The organism is Niabella terrae, assembly GCF_054783135.1.
In genome coordinates this window covers 20,436-36,697 of sequence record NZ_BAAGRD010000010.1, presented here as the reverse complement: position 1 = coordinate 36,697, position 16,262 = coordinate 20,436, and the positions used below count along the sequence as shown (strand labels likewise).

13 protein-coding genes are annotated in these 16,262 nt (G+C 47.6%); 2 read left to right on the top strand and 11 right to left on the bottom strand.

Features of this window, described 5'->3' with window-relative positions:
• Positions 1-77 precede the first annotated feature (77 nt).
• From ACYVI9_RS12790 to ACYVI9_RS12740, 11 genes are all read right to left on the bottom strand, one after another.
• Complete coding sequence (locus ACYVI9_RS12790; protein ID WP_460764973.1) at positions 78-1,409, bottom strand: sugar MFS transporter; 1,332 nt, start codon at positions 1,407-1,409, stop codon at positions 78-80.
• Positions 1,410-1,469: 60 nt separating this feature from the next.
• A complete protein-coding gene (locus ACYVI9_RS12785; protein WP_460764972.1) occupies positions 1,470-2,282 on the bottom strand; it encodes a sialate O-acetylesterase in 813 nt (270 codons plus the stop codon).
• Positions 2,283-2,352: 70 nt separating this feature from the next.
• On the bottom strand, positions 2,353-3,180 hold the full coding sequence (locus ACYVI9_RS12780; RefSeq protein ID WP_460764971.1) for a phosphodiester glycosidase family protein: 828 nt from the start codon (positions 3,178-3,180) through the stop codon (positions 2,353-2,355).
• Positions 3,181-3,263: 83 nt separating this feature from the next.
• Positions 3,264-4,214: a phospholipase C/P1 nuclease family protein gene (locus ACYVI9_RS12775; RefSeq protein WP_460764970.1), complete on the bottom strand. Its 951-nt coding sequence runs from the start codon at positions 4,212-4,214 to the stop codon at positions 3,264-3,266.
• A 13-nt stretch (positions 4,215-4,227) separates the two neighbouring features.
• Positions 4,228-4,911 carry a DUF4998 domain-containing protein gene (locus tag ACYVI9_RS12770; protein ID WP_460764969.1) on the bottom strand — a complete coding sequence of 228 codons (684 nt, stop codon included), beginning with the start codon at positions 4,909-4,911 and terminating at the stop codon, positions 4,228-4,230.
• An 86-nt stretch (positions 4,912-4,997) separates the two neighbouring features.
• On the bottom strand, positions 4,998-6,209 hold the full coding sequence (locus ACYVI9_RS12765) for a DUF5000 domain-containing lipoprotein (protein WP_460764968.1): 1,212 nt from the start codon (positions 6,207-6,209) through the stop codon (positions 4,998-5,000).
• 34 nt (positions 6,210-6,243) lie between these two features.
• Positions 6,244-8,139: a RagB/SusD family nutrient uptake outer membrane protein gene (locus tag ACYVI9_RS12760; protein WP_460764967.1), complete on the bottom strand. Its 1,896-nt coding sequence runs from the start codon at positions 8,137-8,139 to the stop codon at positions 6,244-6,246.
• A gap of 10 nt (positions 8,140-8,149) precedes the next feature.
• On the bottom strand, positions 8,150-11,311 hold the full coding sequence (locus ACYVI9_RS12755) for a SusC/RagA family TonB-linked outer membrane protein (protein WP_460764966.1): 3,162 nt from the start codon (positions 11,309-11,311) through the stop codon (positions 8,150-8,152).
• Positions 11,312-11,345: 34 nt separating this feature from the next.
• On the bottom strand, positions 11,346-12,896 hold the full coding sequence (locus ACYVI9_RS12750; RefSeq protein WP_460764965.1) for a beta-N-acetylhexosaminidase: 1,551 nt from the start codon (positions 12,894-12,896) through the stop codon (positions 11,346-11,348).
• Positions 12,889-13,665 (bottom strand): glucosamine-6-phosphate deaminase, encoded by a 777-nt coding sequence (locus tag ACYVI9_RS12745; RefSeq protein WP_460764964.1) that lies wholly within the window; start codon positions 13,663-13,665, stop codon positions 12,889-12,891. Before ACYVI9_RS12745 ends, ACYVI9_RS12750 begins: the two co-directional genes overlap by 8 nt.
• A gap of 261 nt (positions 13,666-13,926) precedes the next feature.
• Entirely contained in the window at positions 13,927-15,087 is a 1,161-nt protein-coding gene (locus ACYVI9_RS12740; protein WP_460764963.1) for a XylR family transcriptional regulator, read from the bottom strand.
• 251 nt (positions 15,088-15,338) lie between these two features.
• On the opposite strand from ACYVI9_RS12740, the gene ACYVI9_RS12735 reads away from it, so the two are divergent.
• Positions 15,339-15,524, top strand: a complete 186-nt coding sequence (locus tag ACYVI9_RS12735) for a hypothetical protein (RefSeq protein WP_460764962.1) — start codon at positions 15,339-15,341, stop codon at positions 15,522-15,524.
• A gap of 184 nt (positions 15,525-15,708) precedes the next feature.
• Complete coding sequence (locus ACYVI9_RS12730; RefSeq protein ID WP_460764961.1) at positions 15,709-16,182, top strand: anthrone oxygenase family protein; 474 nt, start codon at positions 15,709-15,711, stop codon at positions 16,180-16,182.
• Positions 16,183-16,262: the final 80 nt, after the last annotated feature.

Here is a 16,262-nt window from a genome sequence, read left to right as displayed (position 1 = left end):
CTCCTGCCCTGATCAGCGAACTTCCCTCGCACGGGACACCAATCCGACCCGCTCCTTGCGTTTACCTTAATACCAATTTATGAAGCCGGCTTAACCGAGCGCCATCTTCTTAATTTATGTCCGTGTAAGGCATAATAGACCAGGTAAAGATAGCAGGGCAGCAGCAACCAGTAAGCTTCCCTCAATCCATGTGTATCTGCGATATGACCATAAATGACCGGCATGATGGCATTTCCGCAAAGCCCCATAATCATGATCGAGGAGCCCAGTTTTGTAAATCTCCCCAGACCATCCAGTGCCAGCGGCCAGATCCCCGCCCATATCAAAGAATTGGCCAGACCCAGCATGACGACCAGCCATAAAGAAATATCGGCCGTATGGCCCAGTAAAGTGACCGGAGCCTTTAAAAAAACGATCAGCAGGCTCAATACCGTCCCCAAAATGGTGCATATTTTAAGGGCATTCCCCTGACTCAGAAAACGCGGAATGGCCAGGACACCGGCTAAATACCCCAGCATCGTCAGGGCAAGTGTATAAGAAGGAAATACTTTTGCTTCTACCAGTGTGATACCCATCGATCCTGCATAACCAATGATTGTATCAATGGCTAATATCTGTGCACCGACATGCAAAAAAATGGCGACGGCTCCCAAAATCAAATGCGGGAACTGAAAGATATTTGTTTTATCTGAGTTGGAGGCGGCTATTTCACCGTGTTCTGTTTCTGTGTCTATCTCGGGCAGGGGTGAATACTTTATAAACAGGCCGAGGCCAATAAGCACCACTGCGACTACGGTATAAGGCAACATGACCCTTCTGATCAGTTCGTCCAGCGCAGCCGCTTTTTCCAGTTCACCCATTAAAGGAATCTGCTTAAAAAGTTCGGCATCACTTGCCTTAAGAACGGCTGCAGCAAACAGCAGTGGCGCCATAATACCGGCAAATTTATTACACATACCCATGATGCTGATTCGCTGGGCGGCGCTTTGTTGCGGGCCCAATATGGTAATATATGGATTGGAGGCTGTCTGCAGGATGGCCAGTCCGGAGCCCAGCGTAAATAAACCGGCCAGAAATATCCAATAGGTCCGGTAGTAAGCGGCGGGAATAAATAAAGCGGCGCCCACAGCCATCACAAAAAACGCCGTCATCATGCCTTTCTTAAAACCCATAGCTTTTAAGAGATAGGAAGACGGCACCGACATCACCAGATAGGAAATATAAAAGGCAAAGGCAACCAGGTAGGATTGAAAATTGGTCAATTCACAGGCGATCTTAAAAAACGGTATCAGTATGGCATTGATCCATGACACAAAACCAATGATGAAAAATATCATCCCGATTAATACGATGGAAATGGTTGTATCGCGTCTTGTCAGCTGATCGGAAGTTATTTTTTTGGTACTCATTTACTTATTCTGGATTTTAGCGCCTGTTGCGGACACGCATCACTTGTTTTGATGATTTATTTAATTTTTTTTACGCTGCAATTCCAACATGCCTTTCCCGAAGCGCTTACCATATTCCACCATGGAGGGGCTGTCAAAATGCGTGCTATCCCCTTTATGTACCAGTCCGGCGGATGAAACGACTGCCGTAAACGGAACTTCCTGAGGCAACCGTGCCAATTGCTCATTAATGAGTTGATATTTCTCCCTGTAACGTCCCAATTCGCCAGCGACAAAAGGCAGCTTTGGGTTGGAGGCTACCTTTCTGATCCGTTCAATGAGTGTCCTGAGACGTGCTAAATATACGGCCGCTGAAGCCGGTCTGCTATCCCCTTCTCCCTGTAGCCAGATCACCCCTTTTATGGGGCCCTTTTTCCTGGCTTCCTCTATCCTTTTGACTGCATCGTCATAAGGATGGGTCTGGGTTGCCCGATCATAGGCACCTGGCTCCCATTTGGAGATGGAAGTACCACCCACCGCAGCGGGTACCAGACAAATGGTATCATTGGGATAGGCTTCTGCTATCGCTGCAGCAAAGGAAAGTCCCGGACCCACGCCTGCGACTTTCGGTTTATCAAAATGTAAAGGGTGTCTGGCCGGTACCCAATTATTGCTTTTATCCAGCATCAGTACCCGGTTGTGGTGAATGTCCAGGTACTGCTGGGTAAGCGGACCCCGGCCCGCCATATTAGATTGGCCGAGCAGCAGGTATACCTGGTACTGTCCTGTTGGCGTAGCGGATCTTCCCGAAGTAGCGGTTTTGGCCGCAGGGCTGCAGGAGAAGCCAATGCAGCCGAGCATTATCGCGTAACAGGTCCTGAGTAGATAATTCATTATTATAATTTTAATGTCCGGATATTTCCGGGGTTAAATTATGGAATCGAAGGGCACCGGCCAACTAAATTCATTCCTGCACAGGCATAAAAAACAGAAAGTTCGGGCGGGTACGTTCCTGTGTCCCGTTTTCATCGATCTTTTTTGTAATCAGTGTCTTACCCACTACGGTCGAAGTGCTGCCGCCGCCATCAAGCATATAGGCAAATTTCACTTCCAGGTTTTGTAAGATGCGCATCAGGTCCTTTGAAGTCATGCCTTCTCCATCGAAGCCCCTTCCGCCGCAACTCAGGAACAGCAGGTCGAGATTGTCGAACTGGGCGATAATCTGACGGGGATGAATTTCATTGAAATTCCGGACAATGGTCAGCAGGCTGTCATGAACATTCTTATGCCCCTCGATCAGGGGAATAAATGCCGTCAGTGCGTTGACAGATCCGTCCTGCAGCATCCCTGCCCCACTGGTTCCGGGCGGGTAAGCCACCAGTTCGTTATTGGCTTTTATACCCAGGGTATAAGTGTTCTTGGGCAGTTCCTGGACAATTTTTCCGGCTACGATCTGCGTTCCTGAAGGTGCTTTGGTTTGGGGCGTCGGCCTGCGTTGTGTGGAAGCATTAAAGGCCAGCATGGTACCCTTTCTGATGGCAAACTGTCTTACTGTTTCTCCGGTATCTTTAATGGCAAGTTCCAGACGCAACGGGATCAGGTCACCTGATTTGTCCTTATGGTCTATTTTAGTGAGAAAATACCAGGTTTTGGACGGCGCATCATAATGTTTGGTAACCCTGTAATATTCACCGGTAATTTCCGGTGCCAGCTTTGTGTTTGTGCGTGTAGATGCGCAACTCACCAATAGCAGGGTCATACAGGGGATAATTAGGGAATGGATTATTTTCATTTTTGTTCAATTGATTTTTTAAAATACTGTTTTTTTGGCGCGACCGGGGTACCGACGATTCGTGACTGCCGGCATGCGATATATTAACTACCGGATTTTTTCTTTCCCGGCATGGGCGCGCCTGATTTCACCCAGGCGGTATACCAGATATCACGCAGTTCCCGGGCGCCATCCGCCAGACGTGCGGCCGTAAAGGCTTTGGCGGCCTTCGGTTCCTTCCCGCTTCCAAACCGGCCCGACCTGTCCCAGGCGAAAATTTGCTCCACATAGGAATTACTGGTAGCGATATAGCTTGCTGCTTCCTCCAGCCAACCGCCCACCACACGAGCCGCTGTATCAACCAGGCCATTCACATCACTCAGTTCAATATGATTTTCCACATAGACCGATTCATACCGGCTGTGCAGGTTATCGGATTTACCTGCATAACCATTGGGATTCGGAAAGCCCGGGTCCCAGCCATGTACATGGACAGAGGCATGCATCGGATTCGATACATCGGTGATCCAATGGCCCAATACCCCGGCAATAAAGCGGATGCTCTGCTCCTGGGTACGCTTTCTCTCAATTTCGTCAGGTGTCCGCTCCTTCATTCTCCGCCAGCGTCGGAAAGCGCCGGTAAGCATTTCCGCCCATTCCTGTATGCCATAAGGGGCCGTACCATAGGCACGAACGCCATTGGTCCGGGCGGCTATTTTGCCCTGCTGCGCCAATTCAATGATAAAGAAATGCCGGTTGGCCGGCAATGGTTTTGGTGCAATTTCCCAACGAAAGGTATGATTAGGGCCGGTAACTTCGTCTAGTGCCGGTTGCTCAGCATCACGCCAGCGGTCAGGTTCGCAGATCAACAGGGACATTGCATCGGCAGAGTTCCGCAGGAAAGCCGGAAGCTCCATCGGCAGGTGGGCGACTGCCACCCGGGCCTGAATCTGGTGCCCTTTGCTTCCCCAGCCATATACCGTAAAGCCGGCCGGCAAAAGGGCCGCTATCAGAAATAGAAACTTATAGTTTTTCGCTTCGAAAATCGGTTTCATCACTTCGGGCTGTTTATTTCAGATTAAGCGGAATAAACGAAGTGTATAGGGTATCCAGTGCGGTGGAGTCGGGAAGAAAGCCGGTAGCATAGGTAATGGAAGCCTCCGGCAATACGTCTTTCAGCAGACTTGAATTTTCCTTTCCTGACAGGATATGGTCCACGGATAAGTTTAAGGTGTCTGTATATTTTATCCAGACGACGACCAGGTCATCGGAGGCCGGTACCCATTGGATGGCTACATCATTGTCCGTTCTTGTGGCCGAAGTATAGGATCTGGATAACAGTGAAGACCGGTAAACCGGACCATATACCACCCCATGAACAGCGGTTTTAATGGAAGAATGGCCTTCGTTGTCAAACATATAAATATCAAAGTACTGGATGCCTTCGTTCATGTTATCGAGCAGCACCCGCACCGAGTCGCTTTCAGCTATTTTCGGCACAGGTCCTTCCACAGAATCCCGTCCGTTATTCCAGTAAATTTTATACCGACTGATTTTGGGATCTGAAATCAGCGGCCAGGAAATTTCGATCCGCTGGTTACCGCCCCTTGTTACTACATCATCTGCCTTACTTACATAAATGGTTTCACCCATGTCCAGGAACTGCCGGTGAACATCATCCATTTTTTTACAGGAAGGGATGAGCACAATGCCTATTAAAAACAGGATCTGGTAAGTTATATTCATTTTCATCGCTCAGGTATTAAATTAGGTGGGCGGGTGGTTTCTCCTAAATGTTCGCAGCCGCCAACCAATAAGTAATTATATTCATCCGGATCCTACTCATCCTCAGGGTTGCCCCATAATGTAAGTTCGCCCCAGTAGGTATTGGGCCTGGTGTCCCAGGTACTGATGGTTACAAACCGGATATAGCGATAGGATACACCATTATAGGGCAGGGTAAAGTCCTCACCGGCTGCTCCTACTGCCAGATCTTCGTTGGTAAACTCGCCTAAAGGAAGTCCGGAAGGTTTGACGGATTCATAAGATCCCAGCTTATCCCAGTTTTCCCAGCTGCCACTCTGACTGGGGTTATTGCTGGCCCAGATTTCAAAATATCTCGGGCTTTGCCTGTTGAAAAGCCAGTTTCCATTGGAAGTCCAGTAGGCATTCACCCTGATCCTGCTGAGCATGGCGGTCTGCCCTATATCGATGGTCAGCCAGTGCGGCGGATCCGGCGTCGCACTGCGAAGTCTGAAACGGTTGGTCGTAATATCATCCCATAATAGCCTGGGATTATCACTACTTTCCGATAAATAGGTATCATTGTCGAGCACTTTCAGGTTCCATTTTGATTTATCCAGTTTTTCCTCGTATAAAGGCGTCAGGGTTTTATACAATGTGTCAGATTTGTTCTGCCATTTGTCCATTAAGACAAAAGCAAAGTCCATGGGTTCTGCCGGGAGGCCGGTCATCAGGTACTCCCTGAGTTTTGAATTCGTATACAGCCGGTCAAAGGATTCAAAAATCCCATTTTCATTTTTCCGAAGCGTATACAGTACATATTCTCTTTCCAGGTCGTTGCGTATCTGTAATTTGATCCCCCCGAAATCTTCCAGGACGACCAGTTCCTCGTATACCTCATGGATCGGTGCCAGCAGGGGGTTAATCTTCACTTCTATGGGCTCAGAACGGACCTCTGATCTGTTAACCACGTACAGCGTCACCTGTTGCTCGTCCGTACTGGCAAAACCTTCTAAAACGATATTATCGGTATACACCGATGATTTTGCTATCCGCAGTTCCCCCTGTTGGGTGGAAAACTCCGCCAGTACGTACAACACACTAGGATCATCGGGTAAAGTGTAACTGATTTTGGAAGCTCCCGGCAAATTCTCTACCTGTATATTGGTGAGCTTCCCGGGTGTGCCGTCACCGGTTTCCAGGGGTCCCTTTATGGTTTCTTTTCCGCAGGATATAAGCAGCATCAGGGGTAATAACAGACAGGTTATCAGCCCCGGCCTCTTATTGGTAAAATCCTTATAGTTCATGATATGCATATTATAATTTACAACAGTGTACCGCCTACCAACCCGGATTTTGAACCAGGTTTTTATTGACAACCAAATCCTTTTCCCGGATAGGCCAGAAATAGTCCTTGAACTCGAACCGACGGGTAAAAACGGTGGAAGGCCGGTAGTATCTTTCCGCATCCCCATACGTGATGCTCCATCCCAGAATGGGGCGGTTGAGGTGCACCGGTGCCGTTTTCCATCGCCTGAGATCCCAGAACCGCTGACCTTCAAATGCCATTTCTATGGCGCGTTCCCGCTGGATAATCTCCCGGAGCCCGTCCTGCTGCGCGTATTTTCCGGGTGATTTGGAAAAAAGATCCCAGGACTCCTGTACCGTTGGTATACCTGCTTTTTCCCGTATCAGGTTCAGGTATTGAAATGCTTCGGCACCCGGACCGTAGGCTTCGTTCAATGCCTCGGCATAGAGCAGATACAGATCAGCCAGCCGAAGCATGGGCCATGCGTAATTAATCGTAGAATAGGTATCCTTATTCACCGGTGTATTCCGGTAGTTGATGAGTTTCTTTATATAGATCCCTGTTACGGAATGAAAGCTCGGTGTAAGATTCCCGCAGTATTGGCCCGCTTTACACTCCAGCCACCAGGGATTGTTATCATCATATTTCTGGTTGCCGTACCAGACGCCGCCATCAAAACCAAATCCTCCGTAGTACCTGGGCTCACGGTCAAAATTCAGATAGGCCGTGGTATACCCCTCTTTGATGATAAATTTCTCGTCTTCCGTGCCGGTGCGCAGCTGGAACCGGTTGTTATAATCCCAGTCAATATCCTGGTCGATGGGCAAACCGTTGCGGGTATAAAACTGGTTGGCTATATTCAGGGTGCCCCCTGTGGCGCCCCTTACCACCTGCCACTCCCGCTGATCGCTGTTTAATGCTCTTGGGGCAGCATTGGTTTGCAAAGATCTGGTGGTATTATTGGTATTGGCCCAGATGATCTCCGTATTCCACTCCTCTGTTACGCTGCCACGATAGTTCATCTGTAATTTGGTGCCTTCACTGATATTACCATTATCCGAAACGGTTTCATACTTATAGAGTTTATAACCCAGGCTATGCGCCAAGTCAATCGCTTCCTTACAGGCTGCTGCAGCTTTTTCCCATTTTGCCACCTGGTAGGTCTGGTTAAACAGGAGCTGTCCTTCCTTATCCTTAAAATCAGCATAATCCGTATTACCGTTGAACAAGGGACTGGCCGCATATACCAGTGCGACAGCTTTTATCCCCCTGTTGATCGGACCCGTCATTCTGCCCAATTCTGTAATAGGATCTTCTACCACCAATGGCAGGGCCTCATAAGCTTCGTCCAGCAATTCGACTATATAATCAAATACCTGGTCTACCGGCTGACGCGACACCCGTACTTCATCACCGGAAGCATAGATCGGTATATTCTCCCGCAGTACGGGAACAGGCCCATACATCCGTACCAGAAAAAAGTAATAATAAGCTTTCAGGGTTTTGACCTCTGCTTTCCATTTCTCAATCTCTTCCGGTGTCATGTCCGGAACAGTTCCTATATTTTCCAGAAAAATATTACACTGGCTCACGGCCACCCAAAGGTTGGAAGCGGTGTTAAGGCCGTTCCAATAGTCGTTATAAGGACTGTTCGTATTCTGTTCTCCCCTTCCAATCATCTGATTGCCCGGCGTCTCGGTGGTAGCCAGCCACATTTCATCACCACCAAAAAAAGCCGGATTCCCGGTCTTGGTTCCCAGGTCGGGCATAAAAGAATAGCAGGTGGTCAGGTATTTCTGTGCTGCCGTCCTCATCCTGAATGCATACTCGAATGTGGCAACATTATCCGGCACCACATCTATATATTTATTGCAACCCGCAATAACCAGAAATAATGTCAGGACGCATATTATTTTTATAAACTTCATAGTCTTATGATTAAAAAGTTGCATTGATACCGATATTAAATACTTTTTGCAGCGGATAGCCCAGTCCGTTATTTCCCATTTCAATATCCCATAGCTTAAATCGGCTGAACAGCAGCAGGTTGGTACCGCTGGCGTATAACCGGAATGTTTTCAGGTGCATACGTTCTGCCATTTTCTGTGGCAGGGTCAAGCCAATCTCAGCTTGTTTTAATCGCAAGAAGTTACCATTGTACAACCACCAGGTACTCCTTTGGGTATTATTGTCGTGACTTTCAATGCTCATCCTGGGCCATAAGGCATAGATATCAGGGTTGGAGGGGGAATAATGGTCATTGGCAAATGCCGCCATTACCTGCCTTCCGCCTACAAAAGGCTGTACATTCTCAGGATTTACCCAGAAAGAGGAGTTGGCAGAACCCTGGAAAAAACAGGACAGGTCGATACTCTTCCATCCAAATGAAAAGCCGGCTCCATAAATAATTTCCGGTGTCGTAGGAAATCCGATCGGCACCTGGTCCAGCACGGTTATCTGTCCGTCGCCATTAATATCCCGGTATTTGATATCACCTGCAATATTGGCCGAACCGAAATTCTGAGGGGGTGAATTTTCAACTTCCTTGTCATCGACAAACAGCCGCTCGGCAATATATCCCCATTGCTGCGAAATGGGATAGCCGATTCTTGACTTCCACCATTCGTTATCGTATACCGGTTCTTCATACACCCGGTAGGCGCTGGTGGCATAGGTAAAATTCCCGCGCAACTGCAGCCAGGCGTCCTTTCCGATACTTCCCGAATAATCGGCGGAAATATCCACGCCTTTACCGGTGGCCTCGCCCACATTGGCATGTACCGCTGCCGTCAACCCCATGGTGGAAGGTATATCGGAGCGAACCATCAGGATATTGGTACGCAATTCTGAAAAGAAGTCGGCCTGAATATTGAGTTTATTGAACAATCCCAGTTCCAGGGCCAGGTTGGTCTTGTAAGATGTTTCCCAACTGATATTAGGATTGGCATAACGGGTTACGTTAATGCCACCCATAGACTCATTCGCCTTTTCGCCAAAAGTAAAGCCCCGGTTGCTGGCATCCATATCCACTTCTGAAAGATAAAAGAACCGATCATCAGAGCTGCCGATTTCATCATTACCGACCAGGCCATAAGTAGCCCGGAGCCGGAACTTGTTGATGGTATGTTTAAGCGGCTCCCAGAATTTTTCGTTGGAGACGCTCCAGGCAATGCCTGCCGAGGGGAAAAAGCCCCAGCGCAGACTTTCGTGAAACCGCTCCGATCCGTTATAGCCGAAATTGAATTCAAGAAAATACCGGCGGTCGTAAGCATAGGTCGTCCTGCCGGATACACCGAGGTTACGGGAGGGCAGCGATAATTGCAAGCTATTGGCCCGCGCATTTAGCCCCGAACGCATGATATAGACCAGCATGCCGCTTAATGCATGCTTTTCATTAAATACCCGGTTATAGTTCAGTGCCGATTCCAGGTAGAACACGGAACTTTGCTGCCGCAGGTTTTGATCGAGGGTAAAATCGAGGTACTCGGTTCCCTCGGTTTCGTTGAAAGAGGCAATGGAATAAGCACCGGTCTGCCGGTCATAGGAGGTTAATTCATAGTAAAAGGGTTGGTAAGACCGGGCAATATCGAACCTTGAAATCCGGTTCGTATTGAACATGGCCCGGAAAGACAGCCCTTCTGTGAAAAAAGAAAGATTCTGCTTCAGTTCCATTTGGGCCATCATCAGGGAGCGGGTATAATCCTTGTATCCGCTCACCATATCCGCATAGGGATTTAAAAAACTTCGGGTGGAAACCCCGCCAAACATCACATGGTTTATATGGGCGTGTGCCGCATCCCTGGGATAAGCCGGAAGGAAGTCGACCGGGCTGGCCCGAATAACCTTGTTATACAGCGAAGCCCCACCCTCCTTTGGCCCCTTGTAATCATCAAAATTACCGTTCAGGCGCACGATCAGCTCTGTGCTTTTGGTAAGATTCAGGTTCACATTGGCCCTTAGCGTATAACTTTTCAAATCAATATTATTGTTGAAATTATTGATCGGATCAACTTTCAGCACGCCGTTATCCTGTGCCAGGGAGCCGGCCACATAATATCTTGCCACTTTTCCGCCACCACTGACATTCAGGTTGTATCGGTGATTGAAGGTCTTATCCTTAAACAAGGCACTGCGCCAGTCTACCGCTGGATATAAAATGGGGTGAAGGCCTTCCGCCGTACCATCAATTTTATCAGGCGTATACAGTGGCCTATCCAGTGGTGCACGCCCTATTTGCGCCTCATTATACAATTTCATATAGGTAACGGGATCGGCCAGTTCAACTTCTGAAGTGGGTTGGGATAAGGAACCTTCGGCGCGCAGTGAAACCGATACCGGACCTTCCCGCCCCTGTTTGGTCGTTACGAAAATTACCCCATTGGCGCCCCTTGCACCGTACAATGCGGTAGATGTCGCGTCTTTCATGATGGAAAAACTCGCTATATCATCCGGGCGTAATCTTGCCAGTTCAGTAACGCTCAGTTCCACCCCGTCTATGAGGATCAGCGGGTCTACCTTACCGGTACCGAAAGAGGTAACACCCCTTATAAAGAAGCTGGCGTTATCCTGCCCGGGTTCCCCGCTGCGCTGATAGGCAATGATGCCGGCTGCCTGGCCGGCAAGTGCCGTTGTCAGGTTGCTGGAGGGCACACGCAGGTCAGAAGGCTTTACGGAGGTGACGGCACCGACCATATCCGTCTTTTTCTGGGTACCGAAAGCGACCACCACAACTTCACCCATTGCCCCCGGATCCTGCTTCAGTATGATTTCCAGAACATCGCGACCGGCGATGGGAACATCCTGCTTCAGATAGCCAGTGTACGTAACGGTCAGGGTGGCCGTTTTTTCAATGGCGGGAAAAAAGAAGGCGCCCTTGGAATCAGACTGGGTACTTACCGCCGATCCCTGGATGGTGATCGTTGCCCCGGCAAGAGGCGCACCCAGAGAATCACGTACGGTCCCCCTTACGCCGGATTGCTGTTGCAGCGCCTGGTTTGCCGCTGTAGCGCCGGTAAAGGCAAGGATGCCACAGAAGGTAAGTAGTACCATAGCAGTCGTAAATGAAAAGGAAAAGCGAAATTCGTTTTTATACTTGCTCATCGTTTCGGAGTTTAATACGTTGTTGGTTGCCGGCTTATCTTACCCTGGCCAGCCGGTTATACAATTGCTTCATTTTTGCAATTCTGGTTTCGTTATCTACAGCCAGCTCGGAAGCATAAAAGCTATCTTCATTGGCTTTTATATAATCGGCGTTCAGCTGCTGGCATTTTGCAATAAGGTTTTTAAGTTGGTTGGTCAATCCCTTCGGTGCAGCAGGCAGACTGGCTTGTTCCGCGATATACTGAAATTCCATATACAAAACCCGGGTTCTGGCCATCAGCCGGTAATGGGTAAACTCCCCGAGATTCCTTAAAGGTTGTAGCGCGTCCAGTACCTGCCCCGCATGGCGGACACTGTCTAGCATATTTTTAATGGACAGGTTCTTTTGGCCATTGACCTTACCATGTCCCAGCTGGTAGGGAACGGTCATCAATGCATCCAGAAAGCGGTCGGACTGTTCCGGACTGAACCCATAATGCTTTTTGGTATAAGCCTGCACAAACCTGTTTATATCTAAGGGTTCCTGCTGACCGATGGCTTTGAAATAGGCTTCCAGCAGGAGGTTAAACCCGGTTATCGGATACACACGTCGGATGGCATAGAGTTCGATAATATCGGGACCGCTTTCATGTAAATAGGAATAGAGTCCGGAGGTGGACCAGGATGTCATGATGATGCCTTTGTAACCCAGCTGGCGTGCCTGCGGAATAAAATCATGGATATTATTAAAATGACGGTCCCAGGTAGTCAGGTTATAATTGTCCGGACTCGAACGCAGTGAGGGGGCACCCCATATTTCGAAGCCACTCGCCATTAATTTCTGGTGATCACCGAACCGGTTCAGGTCCCAACCGTAGTTCCAGTCGACCAGGATGGCTTCCTTAGGCAATGACTGCAGGGCCTCGGGATATTTCAGGGCAATATCTGCCCATAGGACCGGTATTTTACCCAGCTCCAGTACGATATCGCAGATCATTTTTACATAGTCGCCATACAATCGGCCAACACCATATTTTTTCACTTTGGCCTTGCTGGCTGCACTATGTCCCAATAACCTGGTTTCATCGCAGCCAATATGAAAGTATTTTGAAGGATGCAAAGAAGCCATTTCAGTTATCAGTTCCTTGAAAAGCTGCCGGCAAAGTGCTTCCTTTGTCGGGTTGACCTGGGAGAAGTCCTTATCAGATTCGCGTAGCGCGGCATATCGGGGGTAACGTAATATATACTCAACATGTCCAAAAGTTTGCTGCAAAGGGATCACATCAATGCCCAGGCCGGAACAATATTTTACAAAATCTGCAATTTCCGCTTTGGTATATGCGTAGCGGTTGGGTATCAGGGGATGTTGCTCAAAAGGAAAGCTAGCTTCGTACTCCATCACCAGGGTATTTATACCTGCTTCGCTTAATTTGCGGGCAAACTGCTTTAAGGCCGCTGGTTTCATTACCTGAATGCGGAGATCCAGATGAAATCCCTTAACCTGAAAATCATGACCGGTTCCTGCATGGAAGTTTGCTGCCTGCAGATCCGATATCGACAGGAATATGGTGAGTACCAACAGCAGGGTCCTGGTATACTTATTCATTTTTCAATAATTTGGCGCTTGCCTGATCCAGATAAAGGACAGTCTGCGGATGCTTTCTTAAAATAGTTGAAGGAAATGCTTCAGAAACGGGTTCATGAAGGGTATGACGGACGGCCGCCGCTTTTAAGGCGGACGGAACGATACAGAAAATAAAATCTGCATTCAGTAAGGCCGGTATGGTCAGTGTTAATGCATGTGTGGGCACTTCATCAATACTTGTAAAGCAACCATCGTTCACCTGCTGCATGCGGGAAACGAGATCCAGGTCTACTACTTTTACCAGTTGTGGGTCATCAAAGTCAGCAACATGCGGATCATTGAATGCGATATGCGTATTCTCGCCGATCCCCATACATACGATATCTGCCCGGTACTTATCCAGAAGTCCGGTATATCTTTCAATTTCTTTAGTGAAATCCGTGGCATTGCCATCCAGGTAATACACTTTCCGGAAATCCACCCGGTCAAATATCTTTTGCCGCAGAAAATTGCCAAATCCCTGGGGTGCTTCCGGGTCCAACCCAATATATTCATCCATATGGAAGGCATTGACCTTCGACCAGTCCACGGACTCGTTCACCAATGCCTCCAGGAATTCGTTTTGCGAGGGCGCGGCAGCAAAAATGATATTCACCTGCGCCTTACCGGCTGTCAATAGTTCCCCGATTTTTTGCGCTACCTGAATAGCTGCAGCGCTTCCTAAATCTTTACGGGTTTCAAATACCCGAATCACCAAATTATCTTTTGTAAATCCTTCTACTTTCTCCATCAATCAGACTTTTTCTTTTATTTTCCGGGCCAATGAAATTCCTTGGGCTGGCTATAGTAATAACCACCAACCTGTCCGGGTATGATTCCCGGCTGCTATACATATTATTTACTGTTGGGGCTGAATGGTAAGTCTAAAGCAGTCCCTGGCTATGGCATGCAATTGAAATTTTTAAATCAAAATACGTTTAGCCGAAATTAGCGTCGGAGCAGGGCAAACGTCATGTGAATACCGCAATCATTGTTTCAAAAAACGCAAACTTTATTCCAGGGATGCAAATTTCTGCTGGTATTCTTTGGGCGTGTATCCCTTGAACTTTTTAAAAGTGCGGGATAGATTTCTGCTGTCATTGAAACCGGATTGTATGGCCAGGTCCAATAAGGAGAGCTCTGGTTTGGTCAACAATAATTCAGCCAGGTGATCGACCCGGCACTGTAATATGAACTGGTAAAGGGATAAACCCATTTCATTCTTAAACTTGGTTTCAAGATTTCGTCTCGACAGCGGTACCTTACGGATCAGCGATTCGATGGAGATGGGCGTTGTAAAAGCAGCTTCTATATATTGGACCACTTCATTGATATATTCATTTGCAATATTGTACTTTTCCGTAGATTGTCTTAATTCAATCCGAACCGGGTTGACAATAATATTATAGGGTTTGGTTCGCCTGTTTTCCAGAAGATCCTGCAGCAGCTTCCCCGCCTCGTAGCCGCCTTTCATAACGTCAAGCTGGATAGAAGAAATCGGAGGATCAGAGATATTACATATCAGGTCATCATTGTCGACACCCAGCAGGGCGATATCTCCCGGTATCGCTATATTATTGAGCTTGCATATATCTGAAACCTGTAGTGCAAAATAGTCGTCGCAGGCAAACAAGGCGATTGGTTTGGGAAGGGATAAGAGCCACTGATCTAGTTTTTCATGGTCGGTTCCCCATTGTTTTTCGTTGAGATTTTCAGTTTCAAAGTAAAAAAAACGCCCGCCGGCTTTCTCTAGTTCAGCTTTATAGCCTTCCGCCCGCTCGGTGGACCAAACCACGTCCTTATTGCCATAGAAGGCAAAATTCCGGTACCGGCGCTGGATAAAAAAATGAGCAGCCATTTTTCCGGTCCCCCTGTAATCGCCTGTTAAATTGGAGAAATGATCGCTTCGTTTCTTATAGTTCTGTACGATTACGGGGATGTTCAGCTCTTTTAGATAAGTCACCTCATCCTGATCAGCCTGTGCGAAAACGGCATCTGCCCCCCATTCACGCGCCAGTTTTAATATCCCTTCCTCACCGTGTAATGACTTAAAATAAGATGGTATCCGGTAGAACAGCCAGGGTCCCTTGTCTTTGGAATACCGTACCAGTCCTCTCAGCAGCAACCTGCTGAATTTACTCGAATGATCAATTAGTAATAGTATCCGGTACAAATTTATTTGTTTAAGTGCCTCTGAATTATGGCTAAATTAGAAATTAGACAGTTTAAATAGCAAATTGAAGCGGATTTTTTGTGGCACTTAATGTAAAGCAGCTGAAGACCCATGGTCATTTAGCTTTTGAGCAGCAGGTCAGGAGTAATTTACCGTAAAATGCAGTTACGACTTCAGGTTGCGCAATGGTTCCAATAAGCAGCTTCCTTCTTTAGGCATAGATATTGCGTTACTACCTTAAAATCAGGATTATGAATGTTAAACGTCTTTTTGGAACCGTACTTACCATTTTAGGCATTATCGGATTAATCTATACCGGATATGAGCTGATTAAGGGAAGCACCAACTACCGATCCCTTATTGTTATAGGGATCATTGGTTTAATATTCTTCTCTTCGGGCATAGGCCTGGTGAAGAATACAAAGGACGAAGCCTGAGAAACCGGCGCGCCATTGTTTCCTGGCAGATTCGGTTCTTCCGGAGAAATCATCAAACGATGTGCCCCAACCCATCCCATTCAGGAGTAAAACCAGCAATGTAAATTAACCTGCAAACGGCATTCGGACATAAATAACAAAGCAGATCCAGCTGATTTGGTGCGAAATTTGTGCAAATTATGGCATGAAACAAAAGACCCTTGAACTGATCACCGCGGTACTCCTGATACTGGTAACCGGTATTTTCTGGGGAACCTGGTTTTCGCTGAGCAGAACCATGCATCACCTGCCTCCTGATTACTTTATTACTATTGGAAAAGAAATTATGGCGAATGTGGCCGTACCTATGAGTGTAATGATGCCAGCCTCAATAATCTGTCTGCTCCTGTTACTGTTCAGTACATGGAAGACAAAAGCGCTTTATTTTTATTGTATACTCACGTCTTTGGTCCTGTTTATCCTGGCACTAATTATCACCCTGACTATAGAAGTGCCGATTGACAACCAGATAAAGACATGGAATGCCAACAACCTGCCGGCGGATTGGGCGGAGATTCGGGATCACTGGCAACTATTCCATACCCTCAGAACTTTTCTGACCCTGTTTTGCAGTTCAATTTTTATACTCGCGCTGCTGAACAAGAAAGGCCGGTCATAATCCGGTAACTGCCTGTTTTAAACTTCGGCAAACCTGGATTATAGCAACGATTGGGATCAAGAATCCCGAAGCTCAAACTA

Coding starts and splice junctions, on each gene's coding strand:
- ACYVI9_RS12790 (WP_460764973.1), bottom strand. CDS start 1,409: ATGAGTACCAAAAAAATAACTTCCGATCAGCTGACAAGACGCGATACA.
- ACYVI9_RS12785 (WP_460764972.1), bottom strand. CDS start 2,282: ATGAATTATCTACTCAGGACCTGTTACGCGATAATGCTCGGCTGCATT.
- ACYVI9_RS12780 (WP_460764971.1), bottom strand. CDS start 3,180: ATGAAAATAATCCATTCCCTAATTATCCCCTGTATGACCCTGCTATTG.
- ACYVI9_RS12775 (WP_460764970.1), bottom strand. CDS start 4,214: ATGAAACCGATTTTCGAAGCGAAAAACTATAAGTTTCTATTTCTGATA.
- ACYVI9_RS12770 (WP_460764969.1), bottom strand. CDS start 4,911: ATGAAAATGAATATAACTTACCAGATCCTGTTTTTAATAGGCATTGTG.
- ACYVI9_RS12765 (WP_460764968.1), bottom strand. CDS start 6,209: ATGAACTATAAGGATTTTACCAATAAGAGGCCGGGGCTGATAACCTGT.
- ACYVI9_RS12760 (WP_460764967.1), bottom strand. CDS start 8,139: ATGAAGTTTATAAAAATAATATGCGTCCTGACATTATTTCTGGTTATT.
- ACYVI9_RS12755 (WP_460764966.1), bottom strand. CDS start 11,311: ATGAGCAAGTATAAAAACGAATTTCGCTTTTCCTTTTCATTTACGACT.
- ACYVI9_RS12750 (WP_460764965.1), bottom strand. CDS start 12,896: ATGAATAAGTATACCAGGACCCTGCTGTTGGTACTCACCATATTCCTG.
- ACYVI9_RS12745 (WP_460764964.1), bottom strand. CDS start 13,665: ATGGAGAAAGTAGAAGGATTTACAAAAGATAATTTGGTGATTCGGGTA.
- ACYVI9_RS12735 (WP_460764962.1), top strand. CDS start 15,339: ATGAATGTTAAACGTCTTTTTGGAACCGTACTTACCATTTTAGGCATT.
- ACYVI9_RS12730 (WP_460764961.1), top strand. CDS start 15,709: ATGAAACAAAAGACCCTTGAACTGATCACCGCGGTACTCCTGATACTG.